The organism is Phyllobacterium sp. YR531 (assembly GCF_000282595.1).
Classification (GTDB): Bacteria; Pseudomonadota; Alphaproteobacteria; order Rhizobiales; family Rhizobiaceae; genus Phyllobacterium.
Map to the genome: position 1 here is coordinate 302262 of NZ_AKIZ01000016.1, position 15591 is coordinate 317852.

Annotated in this window: 14 protein-coding genes and 1 riboswitch; of the genes, 8 read left to right on the forward strand and 6 right to left on the reverse strand. The window is 52.0% G+C overall.

What is annotated here, in order from left to right:
- Positions 1 to 36: 36 nt before the first annotated feature.
- The 6 genes from PMI41_RS08590 to PMI41_RS08615 all read left to right on the forward strand — a co-directional run bounded on the left by PMI41_RS08590 (position 37) and on the right by PMI41_RS08615 (position 7010).
- Complete coding sequence (locus tag PMI41_RS08590) at positions 37 to 1605, forward strand: MFS transporter (RefSeq protein ID WP_040854375.1); 1569 nt, start codon at positions 37 to 39, stop codon at positions 1603 to 1605.
- A 7-nt stretch (positions 1606 to 1612) separates the two neighbouring features.
- Positions 1613 to 2653, forward strand: coding sequence for an HlyD family secretion protein (locus PMI41_RS08595; protein WP_008123809.1), 1041 nt, complete (start codon positions 1613 to 1615; stop codon positions 2651 to 2653).
- 170 nt (positions 2654 to 2823) lie between these two features.
- Positions 2824 to 4089: a DUF3419 family protein gene (locus PMI41_RS08600; protein ID WP_008123811.1), complete on the forward strand. Its 1266-nt coding sequence runs from the start codon at positions 2824 to 2826 to the stop codon at positions 4087 to 4089.
- A 3-nt stretch (positions 4090 to 4092) separates the two neighbouring features.
- Positions 4093 to 4752: a class I SAM-dependent methyltransferase gene (locus tag PMI41_RS08605; RefSeq protein WP_008123813.1), complete on the forward strand. Its 660-nt coding sequence runs from the start codon at positions 4093 to 4095 to the stop codon at positions 4750 to 4752.
- A 111-nt stretch (positions 4753 to 4863) separates the two neighbouring features.
- Positions 4864 to 5682, forward strand: coding sequence for a GH25 family lysozyme (locus tag PMI41_RS08610; RefSeq protein WP_008123814.1), 819 nt, complete (start codon positions 4864 to 4866; stop codon positions 5680 to 5682).
- A gap of 116 nt (positions 5683 to 5798) precedes the next feature.
- On the forward strand, positions 5799 to 7010 hold the full coding sequence (locus PMI41_RS08615; RefSeq protein ID WP_008123815.1) for a lytic murein transglycosylase: 1212 nt from the start codon (positions 5799 to 5801) through the stop codon (positions 7008 to 7010).
- Here the strand turns inward: PMI41_RS08615 and PMI41_RS08620 are convergent.
- The gene (locus PMI41_RS08620; RefSeq protein WP_040854159.1) at positions 7005 to 8240 is read right to left on the reverse strand and encodes an alanine racemase; all 1236 of its coding nucleotides are present in this window, start codon (positions 8238 to 8240) and stop codon (positions 7005 to 7007) included. The genes PMI41_RS08615 and PMI41_RS08620 overlap by 6 nt on opposite strands.
- A 142-nt stretch (positions 8241 to 8382) precedes the next feature.
- Here PMI41_RS08620 and PMI41_RS08625 point away from each other — a divergent pair, with 142 nt between their 5' ends.
- Complete coding sequence (locus PMI41_RS08625) at positions 8383 to 9315, forward strand: DMT family transporter (protein ID WP_008123817.1); 933 nt, start codon at positions 8383 to 8385, stop codon at positions 9313 to 9315.
- A 491-nt stretch (positions 9316 to 9806) separates the two neighbouring features.
- On the opposite strand, the gene metF is transcribed toward PMI41_RS08625, so the two are convergent.
- Both metF and PMI41_RS08635 read right to left on the reverse strand, forming a co-directional pair.
- A complete protein-coding gene (gene metF / locus PMI41_RS08630; RefSeq protein WP_008123818.1) occupies positions 9807 to 10733 on the reverse strand; it encodes a methylenetetrahydrofolate reductase [NAD(P)H] in 927 nt (308 codons plus the stop codon).
- On the reverse strand, positions 10733 to 11740 hold the full coding sequence (locus PMI41_RS08635) for a metalloregulator ArsR/SmtB family transcription factor (protein ID WP_008123819.1): 1008 nt from the start codon (positions 11738 to 11740) through the stop codon (positions 10733 to 10735). The genes metF and PMI41_RS08635 overlap by 1 nt, the downstream gene beginning before the upstream one ends.
- A 128-nt stretch (positions 11741 to 11868) precedes the next feature.
- Between PMI41_RS08635 and PMI41_RS08640 the strand changes: the two genes are divergently transcribed.
- Positions 11869 to 12186, forward strand: coding sequence for a DUF2293 domain-containing protein (locus PMI41_RS08640; protein ID WP_008123820.1), 318 nt, complete (start codon positions 11869 to 11871; stop codon positions 12184 to 12186).
- On the opposite strand, the gene bluB is transcribed toward PMI41_RS08640, so the two are convergent.
- From bluB to ettA, 3 genes are all read right to left on the reverse strand, one after another.
- Positions 12119 to 12862, reverse strand: coding sequence for a 5,6-dimethylbenzimidazole synthase (gene bluB / locus PMI41_RS08645; protein ID WP_008123821.1), 744 nt, complete (start codon positions 12860 to 12862; stop codon positions 12119 to 12121). The genes PMI41_RS08640 and bluB overlap by 68 nt on opposite strands.
- A 45-nt stretch (positions 12863 to 12907) precedes the next feature.
- Positions 12908 to 13102, reverse strand: a riboswitch (cobalamin riboswitch).
- Between the two features lie 26 nt (positions 13103 to 13128).
- Positions 13129 to 13737 carry a molybdenum cofactor sulfurase gene (locus tag PMI41_RS08650; protein ID WP_008123822.1) on the reverse strand — a complete coding sequence of 203 codons (609 nt, stop codon included), beginning with the start codon at positions 13735 to 13737 and terminating at the stop codon, positions 13129 to 13131.
- Positions 13738 to 13856: 119 nt separating this feature from the next.
- A complete protein-coding gene (ettA, locus tag PMI41_RS08655) occupies positions 13857 to 15506 on the reverse strand; it encodes an energy-dependent translational throttle protein EttA (RefSeq protein WP_008123823.1) in 1650 nt (549 codons plus the stop codon).
- Between the last annotated feature and the right edge of the window lie 85 nt (positions 15507 to 15591).

Consider the following 15591-nt stretch of genomic DNA (forward strand, 5'->3'; position numbering starts at 1 on the left):
AAAACCGACCCACCAGCACCTGCCGCTCCCGTTCGGATGCATCCGCTTCGCTCGGCAGCCTATATTGGCGCGTCAACTTTGCTCTCCATGACGCAAGGGCTGGGAATGAACTTGATCGCCACCAATATCCAGCAGATTCAGGGCTATCTGGGTGCAACAAACACGGAAACCACATGGCTTGTTGCTGCCTATATGGCTCCGAATGTCAGCCTGTCGATTGCACTTATCAAGATCAGAAATCAATATGGGTTGCGAAATTTCGCGCAGCTGAGTCTTGCGATTTTCGTACTCGTATCGCTGTTGCATCTGGTTGTTACTGATTTGCAATCGGCGATCATTATTCGCTTTGTCAGCGGCATCGCTGCAGCTCCACTATCAAGCCTCGCTTTCCTTTATGCGCTGGAAGCTTTCCCGCCTTCCCGCAAGTTGACCATCGCCGTATGTATCGTGCTCACCAATATATCACTCGCATCACCATTAGCGCGTCTGCTTTCCCCCACTTTGTTGGATATTGGTCAATGGGGCGGGCTTTACACATTCGAAATTTCACTTGCTCTCATTGCATTCGGCGTCATTTACCTTCTGCCGCTGACGCCAATACCAAGGGCTAAAGTTATCGAAAAACTGGATATCGTCAGCTATCTTTTGATCGCAGTGGGTTTTGGGTGCACGGCGGTAACGCTTGTTACCGGCCGGCTCTATTGGTGGTTCGAGGCTCCGTGGCTGGGTATGCTGCTCGCGGTAGCTGTCACAACCATCACAGCCGCGGTCATTATCGAATTGAATCGCGAGAAACCACTGCTCGACATTCGCTGGATCGCCAGCAAGGAGGTTGTACATTTTGCCGGTACGATCCTGCTTTTCAGGCTCGTGGTTTCAGAACAATCCACCGTTGCCAATAATTTCTTCCAAAATCTTGGTCTGTTGAATGACCAGATCAGCATGATCTACATTGTATCGATGATTGCCATGGTCGTGGCCGGACTCTCATGTGCCGCGGTGATGACGCCGGAACGCGTGCCTGCAATCCATGCAGTTGCCTTGATCCTTCTGATCGTCGGATCATATATGGACAGTCAATCAACGAACCTGACACGCCCTGCGCAAATGTATGCCAGTCAGGCCTGCATTGCCGCTGCCACTGCCCTGTTTTTGCCTCCAGCCATGTCGGTGGGGCTGAGTTCTGCACTGAAGCGTGGGCCCAATTACATTTTGAGTTTCATTATCGTGTTTCTGGCCACGCAGAGTCTTGGCGGGCTATTCGGGCAGGCGGTTTTCGGCACGTTCATTACGATGCGCGAAAAATTCCACTCCAATATTCTGGCAGAAAGCATAGTGCTTTCTGATCCACTTGTTGTGCAGAGGATTACCCAATTGACTGGTGGGTATAGTCGCTTGATCACCGATAGCGCTTTGTTGAATGCCGAAGGCATAGCCTTGCTATCGCAACAGACAACGCGGGAAGCCAATATCCTTGCCTATAATGATGCATTTCTGCTGATAGCGGGTATTTCTCTATTCGCGCTTATTATCCTTTTAACGCACGTCTCTCTGCGCGCAATTTTGCGCAGCCGGGAGCCATCCCTCGCCGTTCAAACGAGTTGATAAAATAATGTCAAAATATATGCGCCACTCTGCCACGATTATTGCCATTCTTGTTGGAATTGCCGGGCTCGTCCTCGTTCTTTACTCGTGGAGGCTGCCGCCATTTCAAAGTGACGTCGAGATAACGGAAAACGCTTATGTAAAGGGTTATGTTACGCTCATAAGCCCGCAATTGAATGGTTACATTGTTGACGTTCCCGTACAGGATTACAACAAGGTCAAGCAGGGGCAACTTCTGGCAAAAATTGATGACCGCATCTATTCGCAAAAGCTCGATCAGGCCAAAGCGACACTTGCCAGCCAGCAGGCTGCTCTCGACAATTCAACGCAGCAGCAGCGTGCTGCCGAAGCCCGCATTGGTTCAAGTCAGGCGCAACTCGACAGTGCCGAAGCCGTATTAAGGCGCGCGCAGGCAAATTGGGCGCGTATCGAACCTTTGGCCCGCCAAGGCGTACTGACAAAAAGCGATGCCGAACAAAGCGAAACAGCATTGGAGCAAGCTCAGGCCTCAGTAACGCAGGCAAAGGCAGCACTTGAAGTATCCCATCAGGATCTTGAGACAATCAAAGTCAGCCGAGGCTCCCTTGAAGCAGCTGTCGCCGGCGCGAATGCAGCGGTTGAGCTTGCGGGCATTGACCTGTCGAACACGAAAATCGTTGCGCCACGGGACGGTACGCTTGGTGAGGTGGGAGTCAAGTTGGGGCAATATGTCAGCGCAGGAACGCAATTGATGGCGATTGTACCCAGCGATATCTGGATCATTGCCAACTTCAAGGAAACACAGCTCAGCAACATCACACTTGGCCAGCCTGTCAGTTTCACGGTCGATGCTCTCAACCGCAAAAGACTGACAGGCAAGGTGGAACGATTTGCACCTGCTGCTGGCTCCGAGTTCAGCGTGCTGAAGCCCGATAACGCAACCGGAAACTTTACCAAGGTCGCACAACGCATATCTGTGCGTATATCGGTCGATCAGGGCCAAGACCTTGCACAGTATCTAGCACCGGGCATGTCGGTAGTGGTGCGCACAGAGGCACCGAAGCAATGAACGGTACTTAGAGATAGCCAAGACATTTTTGATTCATGAACCAAATGCTTATAGTTAAAATTTGAATCAAATTGTCATGATCTTCATCCATTACGTCATGGACGCGTCACCGGTTTGTTACATCCGGGTGCTAGGCGAGCAGGAATTTCCAATAAAGGGGATTCGTTTGGATGCCAGTTGCTCGACAGTCTGCAAATACGCCGCTCCCTCGCTCGAATACTAACAATGAGAAGCTGAATAGCGCCGTCCGGCAAAACAGTCTTTTGTCGCGCGCTGGACTCTCCGAAAGATTGTTTGCTCACCTATTCAAAGGGCTGGTCTATCCGCAAATCTGGGAAGACCCTGAAGTTGATATGGAAGCGTTGCAAATTCGCTCGGGCCACCGGATCGTAACGATTGCATCTGGTGGCTGCAACGCAATGTCTTACCTGACGGCTAACCCCGAAAGTGTGGAAGCTGTCGATTTGAACACTGCCCATGTGGCATTCAACCGCCTAAAGCTTGCAGCGGTCGTAAATCTTCCCAACTACGATGCCTTTTATCGCTTCTATGGGACGGCGGACAGCAAGGCCAATCTGCGAGCATATGAACGTTTTATCCAGCCGCATCTTGATGAGACCAGTCGCTCCTATTGGGAAAAAAGAATGCTTTCCGGGCGGCGGCGGATCACTATTTTCTCGCGTGATCTTTATCGTCATGGCTTGCTGGGTGTGTTCATCGGCATGGGCCATCGCATAGCCAAGTTTTATGGCATTGATCCGCGAGATATTCTGAAAGCGTCGACACTGGCTGAACAGCGGGTTTATTTCGACACTGCCCTCGCCCCACTCTTTGACAAACGCATGATCCGCTGGGCAACGACCCGGAAATCCTCGCTTTTCGGACTTGGTATTCCGCCGCAACAATATGATGCGCTTGCTACTGCCGGAAACGGCGATATGGCAAAGGTTTTGCGAGGTCGTCTTGAGAAACTCGCCTGCGGCTTTCCCCTGTCAGAGAATTATTTTGCCTGGCAAGCCTTTGGACGTGGCTATAGCGACGATGCTGAAACCGGACCTTTACCGCCTTATCTTTCCCGGAATAACTTTGCTTCGGTGCGTGAGCGCGCTGGCCGAATGAGCGTCGTTAATGCGTCCTACACGGAATTTCTGAGCGCAAAGCCCGCAAATTCAGTCGACCGCTTTATCCTGCTGGATGCGCAGGACTGGATGAACGACACACAGCTCAATGAGCTTTGGAGCGAGATCACCCGCACAGCCGCCTCCGGGGCACGAGTGATTTTCCGCACTGCTGCCGAACCATCCCTTTTACCGGGTCGTGTTGAGGACACTTTGCTTGACCGCTGGGAATATCAGGAAGAACTATCGCAAAAGTTTCACGCTCGCGACCGCTCTTCCATATATGGCGGGTTCCATCTTTACACGCTCAAGGATTGAATCATGTTTACCAAGATTGAACATGGTCCTCTCATGGATCGCGTTTATCGCCATCAACGCCACTTTTACGACGCGACGCGTAAATATTACCTGCTAGGCCGCGACCCCATGATTGCTGGCCTCAATCCGCCGGAACGGGGTTCTATTCTTGAGATCGGATGCGGCACTGGCCGAAACCTGATTTTGACCGGCGACACCTATCCCAAAACATTGCTTTACGGCATTGATATTTCGAACGAAATGCTGGCGACGGCACACAAGAAAATAGATGCTGCCGGTCTCGGCAAACGTGTTCACCTCGCCTATGCCGACGCAGCTGCGTTTGATCCGCAAGCGTTGTTCACGCGGCGACATTTTGATCGGATTTTTATCTCCTATGCTGTTTCGATGATCCCACAATGGCAAACCGTCGTGCACGAGGCAGTCAGCCATCTTGCACCCAACGGCTCTCTCCACATTGTTGACTTTGGTGATCTGGCCGATCTGCCGCTCATTGCAAGAAAAGCGCTTTATACTTGGTTGGATTGGTATCATGTGACACCGCGCAACGAATTGTTCGATGTGGCGGAAGTCGTGGCTGCAAAGAACAATGCCACAGTACACAAGCAAAGGCTTTATCGCGGGTTTTCCTGGATAACAACAATACGCCGGAAAAGCACATAGACTTCAATTTTATGTGTGCCTGCGCGGCTACTCATGATCTGTTAAGCATAATGGTGCATCTGTAAGGCTGCGCCACATGCCGACCAATGATCCAGCCGCGGAAAATCTTATATGAAACGCCTTGCAGCCGCTTTGATGACACTTCTTTTAACCGGCTGTACCACCGTCGATTACAACTTTCAGGATGCGAAGAAACCTGTTGCATCCGGGCAAATGGCCGCTCCAAGCGGCAAGGTCAGCGCGCCGCGCTATGGGGATAGTGATCCACACGATTGGACTGGCAAAACGCCGTGGCATTATCCTGTTCATGGCACCGATGTTTCGAAATATCAGTCCACAATAGATTGGCAGACTGTTCGCTCCAACCGCATATCCTTTGCCTTCATCAAGGCTACCGAAGGCGGCGACCGGGTTGACGATCGCTTTGCCGAAAACTGGGCAGCAGCAAGAGCGGCCGGCGTGCCGAGAGGTGCCTATCACTTCTACTATTTCTGCCGCTCGGCAGCAGATCAGGCCCGCTGGTTTATCCGAAACGTGCCAAATGATCCGGGTGCACTACCGCCTGTAATCGATATGGAATGGAATTCAGCTTCACCAACATGCAAATTGCGCCCCAATGCTGCGATTGTCCGCAGCGAAATGCGCACCTTCATGGAAATGGTCGAGCGTCACTACGGCAAGCGCCCGATTATCTACACGACTGTAGATTTCTTTGATGATAATGACCTGCGTCAGCTCGCCAACTATCCTTTCTGGCTCCGCTCGGTTGCAGGCCACCCTGATGAGAAATACGGCCCGCATCCATGGACGTTCTGGCAGTACACAGGCACAGGCGGCATTCCCGGTATTCGCGGTGATGCGGATATCAATGTCTTTGCCGGAAGCGAAAGCGCCTGGAAACAGTGGCTGGTGCGCAACAAGGTGCGATAAAGCTCTACTCCCTGGCTTTCTCTCTATTCTGTGACTTCACCTAGACGGCAATATCGTGCATTAGGCAGGGAAAGTGCGCGTGCCGTTGGCACGCCCGTCATTCAACGAGATTTCCTATGAATAAACTATCGATCGCCATCGCTGCCAGTCTGTTTGCCGTTTCCAGTGCCCAAGCTCTGGATCAGGTCGCGCCTGCAGCCCCTGTTGTAGCAAAGCCGGCCTGCGGCGGGGAACTTGAACCATGGTTCAATGGCCTGATTGCCGAAGCAAAGGCCGCAGGCGTCAGCGATAAAGGTATAAGCGAGCTCTTCAAAGCCTCGATGGATGACAAAGTACTTGAACGAGACCGCGCGCAAGGCGTGTTCAGCCAGACCTTTCTGACATTTTCGTCGAGAATGGTTGCTGACTACCGGCTCAAGCAGGGCGCTGCCAACCTGAAAAAATATGCCGATACCTTTGCCAAGGCTGAAGCGGAATATGGCGTACCCGGCCCTGTCATCTCTGCTTTTTGGGGGCTTGAAACAGATTTTGGCGCCGTTCAAGGCGATTTCGATACGCTTAATGCGCTTCTTACACTGTCCTTTGACTGCCGCAGGCCAGAGCTTTTCCGCCCACAGTTGATCGCATTGCTCAAGCTTTTCGATAGTGGCGTTGTGGATGCCAAGACGACTGGCGCTTGGGCTGGTGAAATTGGCCAGATGCAAATGCTACCAACGGATTATCTGGAGCGCGGTGTGGATGGCGATGGCGATGGCAAGGTTGACCTGAAGGGCTCATCACCAGACGCAATCATGACCGCTGCACGGGTAATGCGTGATCTTGGCTGGCGCAAGGGCGAGCCCTGGCTTGAAGAGGTCAAGCTTACAAAAGAACTTCCATGGGAAAACGCGATCCGCACCAATCGCCTGCCGCACTCAAAATGGGCCGAATGGGGCGTAACCGGCCTTAAAGGTCCGCTTGGCCCTGATGATGGCGACGCATCGTTGCTGCTGCCAATGGGTCGTAAAGGTCCGGCATTTCTGTCCTATTCCAATTTCGACATATTCGTCGAGTGGAATAAATCCATCATCTATGCGACCACAGCGGCATATTTTGCCACGCGCCTTGCCGGTGCAGGTCCACTGGAGCAGACAACCCCCGAACAGGGACTAACTCCGGAACAGATGAAAGATCTGCAAAACAAGCTTGCCTCTCGCGGTCACGATATGGGCCCAAAGATTGATGGCGTATTCGGTATTTTGACGCGTGACGCAGTTCGTGAAGAACAGATGCGACTTGGTCTTCCTGCCGATTCCTGGCCAACGCCGGAACTGCTCAACAAGCTATAATTCCTGCGAAGCGTATTCCATCGTTTCCAGCGAAGCAAACCCTTCCGGGCGTCCACCAGCATCAAACGGCGTTTCTACTTCGACAAATGTGTCCGGGTAGAAACCGTTAAAGCGGGTGCGCAGCGATAAGGAATAAGCGCCAATATTGCCAATCTCGATCCAGTCGCCCGTATCCACAGTCTCTGGCAACCAGAACGGGCGGGATAGGATATCGACGGAATCGCACGTTGCGCCGCAGACACGAAACGGCACAATTGTCTCCGGATTGCCATTCCGGTGCTTTTTGGCCGGATCAGGAATGAAACGGGCCGGTAGCGTGATCTTGCCGGTCCACGAATCGGACAGTGACGCCCAGATACCATCATTGATGTAGAGCCGCCTGCCCTTGCGCAGCAGCACACGGACAATGAGGGAAAAGGCTCGCGCAACAATCACCCGCCCCGGCTCGGCCACCAGTGGCAAATCGCCAAAGCCATATTCATTGATATCACCGCGCAAGCGCGACATCAGTTGGCCCAGCGATGGCATTTCAACCTGCTTGCGCTTTGGATCGTGGCCGTATTCGGCGGGAAAACCACCACCGACGTCGAGCCCCGCCAATGTCACACCAGCCCGGTTCCTAACCCAGTCTGCGGCGCGCAATGCCCGCTCATATGTATCAGGGTCGTCAATCTGGCTGCCAACATGGAAGCACAACCCGACCTTGTAGCCGATCTTTTCCGAACGCTGCAGCAGTTCCACTGCATGCGCTGGAGCGGCACCGAACTTTTTTGAAAGCTCGTAGGCGGCATGCCCTTTTGTTTGCAATCTCACATAGAGGGTGATGCTTCCCGGGTCGATATCCAAGGCCCGCACAATACGGGTCACCTTGGCGATTTCATCTTCGTGATCCACCGCTAGGATGCGGATGCCATAGGTTTCAAGCGCCAGGCGAATATCCGACTGAGCTTTGATTGGATGCATATAGAGCATATGCCCATTCGGGGCGACTTTTCGAACGGCGGCAAACTCACCCGGCGAAGCAACGTCAAATGTGTTGATGCCATTGCGCGCCAGCGTTTCCAGCACAAGGTTTTCACCATTGGTCTTGACTGCGTAAGCCGTTTCCCCGGGAAACATTTTCATGAAGTTGTGTGCGTCTTCGACGAGAACCTGAGGCCGGAAGCAGTAAACCGGTTGATCCGGGCGCAATTCAAGCGCTGCATCACGGGCGGTAGCGAATCGTTGCATCTGTGTGTTTTGCGTCATTCCAAACTCTTAGCAAGGGAAAGTGACGGATGAAAGTCGCGTTCTATCGCAAGAATCGGGTGGCGACTCAGATTAAAAAGCCTAATGGTTTGCCATGTGCTGTTAAACCTCGGAGTCTCCACTCATGTCGGCTGCGGAAACCAAAGTACCTTTGCCACTCTCCATGACAGGATTCGTGTGGTTTCAACTGCTGCTATTGGGAGCAATCTGGGGAGGATCTTTCTTCTTTGCCAGGATTGCAGTTCAGGTTGTGCCACCGCTTACCCTGGTCCTTTTTCGTGTTTTTATCGCTGCTTTGGCACTGCATGTCTACCTTGCCGGCAGAGGTATTAAATTCTGGGATTACCGCCAACATGCGATTGGCTTCGCTGGTCTCGGCCTCCTGAACAATGTCATTCCTTTCTCATTGCTTTTTATCGGTCAAACAGCCCTTGGAGCTGGCCTTGCGTCGATTTTCAATGCAACAACACCGATTTGGACCGTGATATTGGCGACCATCCTGACGGCGGACGAAAAGGTCACCCCTGCCAAGCTTGGCGGCATAATTTTAGGCATTGCCGGAATCGTCGTGATGATAGGACCGGGTATCCTTACAGGTTTGGGTGGTCCGCTCTGGGCAGAGATCGCTGTGATTGTAGCCACACTTTCCTATGCATTTGCCAGTATTCTGGCCAAGCGTTTCAAAGGCATACCACCAACTGTCACGGCTACCGGCCAATTGACCGCATCGACGATAGTCATGATCCCGGTCGTATTGCTTTATGACGGTCTTCCAAACCTGTCGATTGCACCAACGATATGGTCAGCCATTTTTGGACTTGCCATCTTGTCAACGGCTTTTGCCTATATACTCTTTTTCTCGATTGTTAAGGCATCTGGAGCAACTAATGCCTCGCTCGTCACCTTGATTGTCCCGGTAAGCGCAGTGCTGCTTGGAACGATTTTTCTCGGTGAGACGCTTGCAGCTCAGGACATTATGGGGATGGCGCTCATCGCTCTCGGTCTTCTGATTATCGACGGGCGTCTCCTAGCGATGTTGAGAGGGCAAAGAAGATAGAATTGTCATAAAATTTCAATACTTAGCCCGAAATACCGAGGCTTAATCCTGTCCAAAATGTGGCAAAAGCCTGCCTGCACAACAAAAGCGATAATTTTGACGCACTGCAAAATTTTACCGCATATCCATAATTTTTCTAATTTTTTCGATATTTTTTAAAGGCTAAATGCGTGTACTTTCAAAAACTTACCATTTTAGTGGAAAAAAATTCTACGCCCTTTGTCATAAGCCGGTAATATTTGGGCTTTTTCTGTGGCGATTTTGCGCTATGTTATGTGGGTTAACTGCAGGAGACAAGCGATGGGACTAACTCGATCGATGAATGTCCTTATGATCTGTGCAGCGTTCGCATTTATTGGTGCAATGGTCGTAGGACTGATACCTTGAATTGAAATATGAGCGCTACGGAGATGGTCTCTGACCGTTAAGCGATGAAACAAAATGAAACGGCCCGGTTAAAGCAACCGGGCCGTTTCACCTTTAAACGAGTATCAGGCAGCGGCACCGGCCAGATTTGGCTGCAGCGCGCCATTGTCGGGCCGAATACCGATCAGGTGGCAGATGGCAAACGCTAGATCAGCCCGGTTCATCGTATAGAAGTGGAAGTCCTGCACACCGCGCTCTACCAGATCCAGCACCTGCTCCGCTGCAACAGCAGAGGCAACCAGCGCATGGGTCTGCTCATCATTTTGCAATCCGTCGAACCGCTCAGCAAGCCATGCGGGTATATGTGTACCAGCCTTGGAGCAGAAGTTCGTCACCTGCGTGAAGTTGTGAATAGGCAATATTCCCGGTAAAATCGGAATATATATCCCAGCACGGCGAACCTTTTCGACATAACGCTCATACTGATCATTCTCGAAAAAGAACTGCGTTATGGCTCTTGTCGCACCATTATCGACCTTGCGCTTGAGCATGTCGATATCGGTAGCGAAATCTGGGCTTTCGGGGTGTTTTTCCGGATAAGCCGAGACCGAAATATCGAAATCCGCAAAGGCTTTCAGTCCTGCAACAAGTTCTGCACCATTCTCATAGCCACCAGGAGTCGGCTTGTAATGTGCGCCGACGCCGCTCGCAGGATCACCACGCAGGGCAACAAAGCGATTAACACCCATAGCAGCAAACTCACGCACTACTGTGTCGACCTCTTCTTTCGTCGCATCGACGCAAGTCAGGTGTGCCGCCGCATTCACATCCGTTTCAGTGAGAATGCGCTTGATGGTGCGGGCTGTTCGCTCACGGGTAGAGCCACCTGCCCCATAGGTAACCGAGACAAACTCCGGATTAAGCGGAGCCAGACGCGTTACGGTCTCCCAAAGGCGCTCTTCCATAACCTCAGTCTTTGGTGGAAAAAACTCGAACGAGACCCGGATATTATTACCAAGATCGGCACGGCGGGATTGGCGGAAAAAACTCATTAGACACTCTCCGTAACGCGGGAGGTTGAAACGGGATCGGCAATAAGCAGGCGTGGGTCGCGTGCCAGCCACAATTTAACAGTCAGCTTGTCTTTATCTTTAGGCTGCAATTCCATGCTCTGTTCCAGAGTCAGACCGGCTTCTGTCAGCCAGTCCTTTATCTGTCCATCATGAAAACCAAGGCGCAGATGGGCATGCCTGTCGCGCAGAAACTCAAGCTCGTGCGGTGCAAAATCAACGATCAACATTCGGCCTGAAGGCCGTAAGGCTCGGGCCGCTTCACGAATGGCTTCAGCCGGATTATCAAGGAAGTGCAGCACCTGATGAACTGTCACAAGATCGAAGGTTTCCCTGTCAACCGGCAATGAATAAACATCACCCTGACGAACTTGCGCATTGGCAACACCCGACTTTTCAAGATTGGAACGGGCAATCGTCAACATGTCGCGATTGATATCGATACCGACACCACGAACATATAGTGGCGCAAAAAGCTCAAGCAGACGCCCGGTACCTGTCCCCACATCAAGCATTGCCTGAAATGGTCGCGTGCCGACAATTTTGGTCAGAGCCTCTTCAACAGCACCGTCAGGAACATGCAGCGAGCGTATGGCGTCCCAGCTTGAGGCATTTGCACTGAAATAGGCTGCTGCACGTTCACGGCGCTGCAACTTCACGGAAGAGAGGCGCTCAAGATCACGTTCCAGCAGAGGATCGGAGCAATCCAGGCGATCCAGCAGGGAACGGGCAATATCTCCTACAATCAGGGATTCCGCCAAGCGGAAGTAAGCCCAAGAACCCTCTTGATAGCGATTGATAAGGCTTGCTTCAAACAGCAGTTTCAGGTGGCGTGAAACGCGAGGCTGGGACTGACCCAAAATGGAGGTAAGATCAGAAACGGTCAGATCGCCACGCGACAGCAGAGCAAGAATGCGCAACCGGCTAGGCTCAGCCGCCGCTTTCAATGTATCAACCATCAGGTCCAGATTAAGATTGTGCCGTTCCATAACCAATCCTCAAAAGATATAAAGATATGTTTATGTCATGACGCATCATTTGGCAAGAGTTTTTTGCCATTGACGACAATTTCTGCCGCGTCTGAAATAGGCGACAGAATCGCACAAGAGGAAGCTCAATGAGCGCAGGAACAAACCGTCAGCGTTCAATCAACAAAGCGCTGACACTGCTTTTGCCTGCTGTTCCCTATTCGGATTCGGAACCGATACGTGCAGCTGCAGGCGCGCCCCACATGAGGACGTTACCACCGCCCATTGCTGTCTGGCTTGCAGCCGTCGCTCATGTGCGGCATCAACACACCGATTATGATGCGCTGCGCGACGAAGGGTACGATAAGGAATCAGCACGTTTTTTTGTACTGGATGCAATCAATCGCAAATTGACGGAATGGCGGGCAACGCGCCTTCTAGATCCTGACGAGGAAGACAAGAGCTAACGGCACCCCAACCCTCTTCGAAAATTAGATTCTCCAGCGGAATTCTTTTGCGCCAGCCTTTTTTCTCCAGTTCTGGCTCGTCAAAGAGCTCTTCAATATAGCCAAGGCACAAATATGCAATGATTTCGACATGCTCAGGAATGCCCAGTATTCGGCGCATATCCGCATCGTGATAGATGCTCACCCACCCCACCCCAATGCCTTCCGCACGGGCGGCAAGCCACAGATTCTGGACTGCACACACTGTGCTGTAGATATCCATCTGCTGGTTATGAGTACGGCCAAGCACAACTTTTCCGCCGCGGGTACGATCACAAGTTATGCATAAATTGACAGGGGCTTTCAGAATGCCTTCCAGTTTCAAAGAAGCGTATAGCGCTTGCCGTTCGTCTTTGAACAAGGCCAATGCTTCCTGATTGGCTTTGGTAAAAGCGTGGTGGACCTGCTTTTTGCGTGCGACATCCCTAATCGTTATGAAGTTCCAAGGCTGCATGAAGCCGACAGACGGTGCGTGATGCGCAGCATCAAGCAACCGCATCAGAACGTCCTCGTCCACGGGTTTAGCCAAAAACTGATCGCGGACATCACGCCGATTATAAATTGCTTTATAAACGGCAGCTCGCTCATCCTCAGAAAAGTCGGCAGCCTGGACCGGACCTTGCAAAAACCCTTGCATTGCTTGCTCCCAACAACGCTTGAAACCCTCGCCGCCGTCCGCGCGATTTGGGCTATAGGGTCCGGCCGGTCTTCTGACTCAGGTTCAACTGAACCGCGCGCCTTCCGGTAGCCTTTCGGCTACTGTGACATAATGCGCGGATCATCCCCTATACAGCGTTGGGCACGTGCCGGACTTTCACCGGCTTCCCGATTCTCCGCAATCTTCAAAATTGCTGGCACCGGACCTCAATCCTATTCGCCACGAAACAACGTTTCGCGCAAGCCTTAAACTCTATAAATCCATTGTTCCGGAATACGGATGTCGACTTTTTCACCGGCACGTATGATGCCTGGCTTCTCAACCCACGCAACAATACCGCGAGACCTTTTGGATACGCGCACAAAATCCAGCGCTGTTGTCGTCTCGTCGGATGTGCCAGCATGCGCAGCGATCGAACGACCGGCAATCTTGCACGGCGCATTCTGCCCATCGACTTTCAGTGTAACGCCACCTTCGAAAAACATCAGCGACCTAGGCGGCAGCATGGAGAGCGACGGGATACCGGATATCACCATATTGCCACCAATCCACTCAGCTTTAAGTTCGGGCAAACCCATACCGGCAGCAACTTCCTCAAGCTCGTCTGTGCCCAGGATAGACAGATGGCGCTCATTGCGCATCTCCGTCCCACGGGGATACCACGGCTCGCGACCACCCGATTTACGGGTAGGACCGGCATGGAAATCGCCGGTGATGCCATCAAATGTCAGCTCCAGCGAATTGGTTGGAGTCGTGACAAAGTCATTCTCGAGCGCCTCAAAAAGCCCATTTACACGCCCGCTGATTTTACGCGATGGCAGTATTTGGTCTTGATTGCCGAACAGGTCAGACATAATTGGCTCCGGATAGTTTTAATATCAATAATAGAAAAACGGCTCACTAAAACCAGCAAATATGTCTGATACCAGTGTCAATATGAGTGATGGGAGAGCCTTTCAGCTCTCCCATGCGATTAACGGGTCAAAGGCTTGTAGCTTGGACGCTTGGGATTGACACTGTCCGGGCCGAGGCGGCGGATTTTGTCATTCTCATAGTCTTCAAAGTTGCCCTCAAACCATTCAACATGGCTGTCACCTTCAAATGCGAGGATATGTGTCGCGAGGCGATCAAGGAACATGCGATCATGGCTGATGATAACTGCGCAGCCAGCATACTTTTCCAAAGCATCCTCAAGAGCTGCCAGAGTTTCCGTATCAAGATCGTTTGTCGGTTCGTCGAGAAGCAGAACGTTGCCACCGGCCTGCAGCATCTTGGCCAGATGAACACGATTGCGCTGACCACCGGATAGATTGCCCACCTTCTGCTGCTGATCTGTACCCTTGAAATTAAAAGCGGATACATATGCACGGGAATTCATCTCATGCTTGCCAAGCTTGATGATGTCAGTACCGCCGGAAATCTCTTCCCAGACGTTCTTGTCAGCCTTCAGGTGATCGCGGCTCTGGTCGACATATCCGAGATTAACTGTCTCACCGACCCGGATTGAGCCTGAATCGGGCTTTTCCTGTCCTGTGATCATCTTGAACAAAGTAGTCTTACCGGCACCGTTAGGACCAATAATACCGACAATGCCCCCGGGTGGCAGTTTGAAAGTCAGGTTTTCAATCAAGACTCGATCACCAAAAGACTTGGTGAGGTTTTCCGCCTCAATAACGACCTGACCGAGACGCTCGCCTGCCGGGATCAGAATCTGTGCGTCGCCGGGACGTTGATTGTTGGCAGCATCCACCAAAGCATCGTAGGCCTTAATACGGGCCTTCGACTTTGCCTGACGCGCCTTAGGGCTTGCGGAAATCCACTCGCGCTCGCGCTCAAGCGCCTTCTGGCGGGAATCATCTTCCCGGCCTTCCTGAAGCATGCGCTTGGCTTTAGCACCCAGATAAGCCGAATAATTGCCCTCATAAGGAATGCCACGGCCCCGATCGAGCTCGAGAATCCAGCCGGTTACATTGTCGAGGAAGTAGCGATCATGCGTGATGAGCAATACGGAGCCTTTGTATTCACGCAGATATTTTTCCAGCCAGGCGGTCGTCTCTGCATCCAAATGGTTGGTTGGCTCGTCGAGAAGCAGCAAATCAGGCTGCGAGAGTAGCAGGCGGCAAAGAGCGACACGGCGGCGCTCACCACCGGAGAGTTTCGTAACTTCGCTATCACCGGGCGGGCAACGAAGCGCTTCCATCGCCATTTCGACCTGTGATTCAAGATCCCATAGGTTTTGCGCATCAATAATATCCTGCAACTTCGCGCCTTCATCGGCGGTCTCGTCAGAATAATTCATCATCAATTCGTTGTAGCGATCCAAGATTGCTTTCTTGCTGGCAACACCTTCCATGACATTGCCCATGACATCCTTATCCGGATCAAGGGCAGGCTCCTGCGCCAGATAACCAACCGTCGCGCCTTCTGCTAGCCAGGCTTCGCCTGTATATTCCTTGTCCATTCCGGCCATGATCTTGAGGATCGTCGACTTACCAGCACCGTTCGGACCGAGAATACCAATCTTGGCATCCGGATAGAAAGACAGGTGGATGTTTTCAAGAACCTTCTTGGTTCCATATGCCTTGTTCAGGCCGGACATGTGATAGATGAATTGGCGTGCCATAACGCGCGTCACTCCGATGCTCGGGATTTCTTTTGAATGAATTTGCGCCGTATGTAGGCGAAAGGCTTAGCTGTGGCAATGGATG

What these genes read in the sequence shown, in the direction of transcription:
- PMI41_RS08590 (WP_040854375.1), top strand. Translation starts at nt 37, where the DNA reads ATGCATCCGCTTCGCTCGGCAGCCTATATTGGCGCGTCAACTTTGCTC.
- PMI41_RS08595 (WP_008123809.1), top strand. Translation starts at nt 1,613, where the DNA reads ATGTCAAAATATATGCGCCACTCTGCCACGATTATTGCCATTCTTGTT.
- PMI41_RS08600 (WP_008123811.1), top strand. Translation starts at nt 2,824, where the DNA reads ATGCCAGTTGCTCGACAGTCTGCAAATACGCCGCTCCCTCGCTCGAAT.
- PMI41_RS08605 (WP_008123813.1), top strand. Translation starts at nt 4,093, where the DNA reads ATGTTTACCAAGATTGAACATGGTCCTCTCATGGATCGCGTTTATCGC.
- PMI41_RS08610 (WP_008123814.1), top strand. Translation starts at nt 4,864, where the DNA reads ATGAAACGCCTTGCAGCCGCTTTGATGACACTTCTTTTAACCGGCTGT.
- PMI41_RS08615 (WP_008123815.1), top strand. Translation starts at nt 5,799, where the DNA reads ATGAATAAACTATCGATCGCCATCGCTGCCAGTCTGTTTGCCGTTTCC.
- PMI41_RS08620 (WP_040854159.1), bottom strand. Translation starts at nt 8,240, where the DNA reads ATGCAACGATTCGCTACCGCCCGTGATGCAGCGCTTGAATTGCGCCCG.
- PMI41_RS08625 (WP_008123817.1), top strand. Translation starts at nt 8,383, where the DNA reads ATGTCGGCTGCGGAAACCAAAGTACCTTTGCCACTCTCCATGACAGGA.
- metF (WP_008123818.1), bottom strand. Translation starts at nt 10,733, where the DNA reads ATGAGTTTTTTCCGCCAATCCCGCCGTGCCGATCTTGGTAATAATATC.
- PMI41_RS08635 (WP_008123819.1), bottom strand. Translation starts at nt 11,740, where the DNA reads ATGGAACGGCACAATCTTAATCTGGACCTGATGGTTGATACATTGAAA.
- PMI41_RS08640 (WP_008123820.1), top strand. Translation starts at nt 11,869, where the DNA reads ATGAGCGCAGGAACAAACCGTCAGCGTTCAATCAACAAAGCGCTGACA.
- bluB (WP_008123821.1), bottom strand. Translation starts at nt 12,862, where the DNA reads ATGCAAGGGTTTTTGCAAGGTCCGGTCCAGGCTGCCGACTTTTCTGAG.
- PMI41_RS08650 (WP_008123822.1), bottom strand. Translation starts at nt 13,737, where the DNA reads ATGTCTGACCTGTTCGGCAATCAAGACCAAATACTGCCATCGCGTAAA.
- ettA (WP_008123823.1), bottom strand. Translation starts at nt 15,506, where the DNA reads ATGGCACGCCAATTCATCTATCACATGTCCGGCCTGAACAAGGCATAT.